The organism is Paenibacillus sp. 01T422, from assembly GCF_056398785.1.
Window position 1 is genome coordinate 1 of record NZ_JBFTQB010001749.1, and the last position, 350, is coordinate 350.

Genomic DNA, 350 nt, shown 5'->3' on the forward strand with positions numbered 1-350 from the left:
GAATATTATCATCTGGATGAAGCAAAGCTGATCCCAATGGGGCAAATTCCCCATCGTTTAGGAGAGCTGCCAGAAGATCAGGATATTTATCTCGTATGTGCGCATGGTGTGCGCAGCTATCGGGTTGCCGAGTATTTGCAGGAGAATGGCATTGATCGCGTAATTAATGTTGATGGTGGAATGGCTGCAGTAGGGATGCTTCGCGGTTTTCAATACGATTGAACAGCACTTTTGGCACTAAAAAGGAGTTAAGCACCTTGAGGCCGCTTAACTCCTTTTGCCTATCATATTTGTTGGTTTAATTAACATCTGAGAAGAAAGGGAGCTGTGGTAACTGTTCGTTCGTATAC

At 44.3% G+C, this 350-nt stretch carries 1 protein-coding gene; it reads left to right on the plus strand.

The annotated features are described in order from the left end of the window. Positions 1–222: rhodanese-like domain-containing protein (locus AC1DUA_RS41050; RefSeq protein WP_477505074.1), on the plus strand; the 222-nt coding region annotated here is incomplete at its 5' end. Between the last annotated feature and the right edge of the window lie 128 nt (positions 223–350).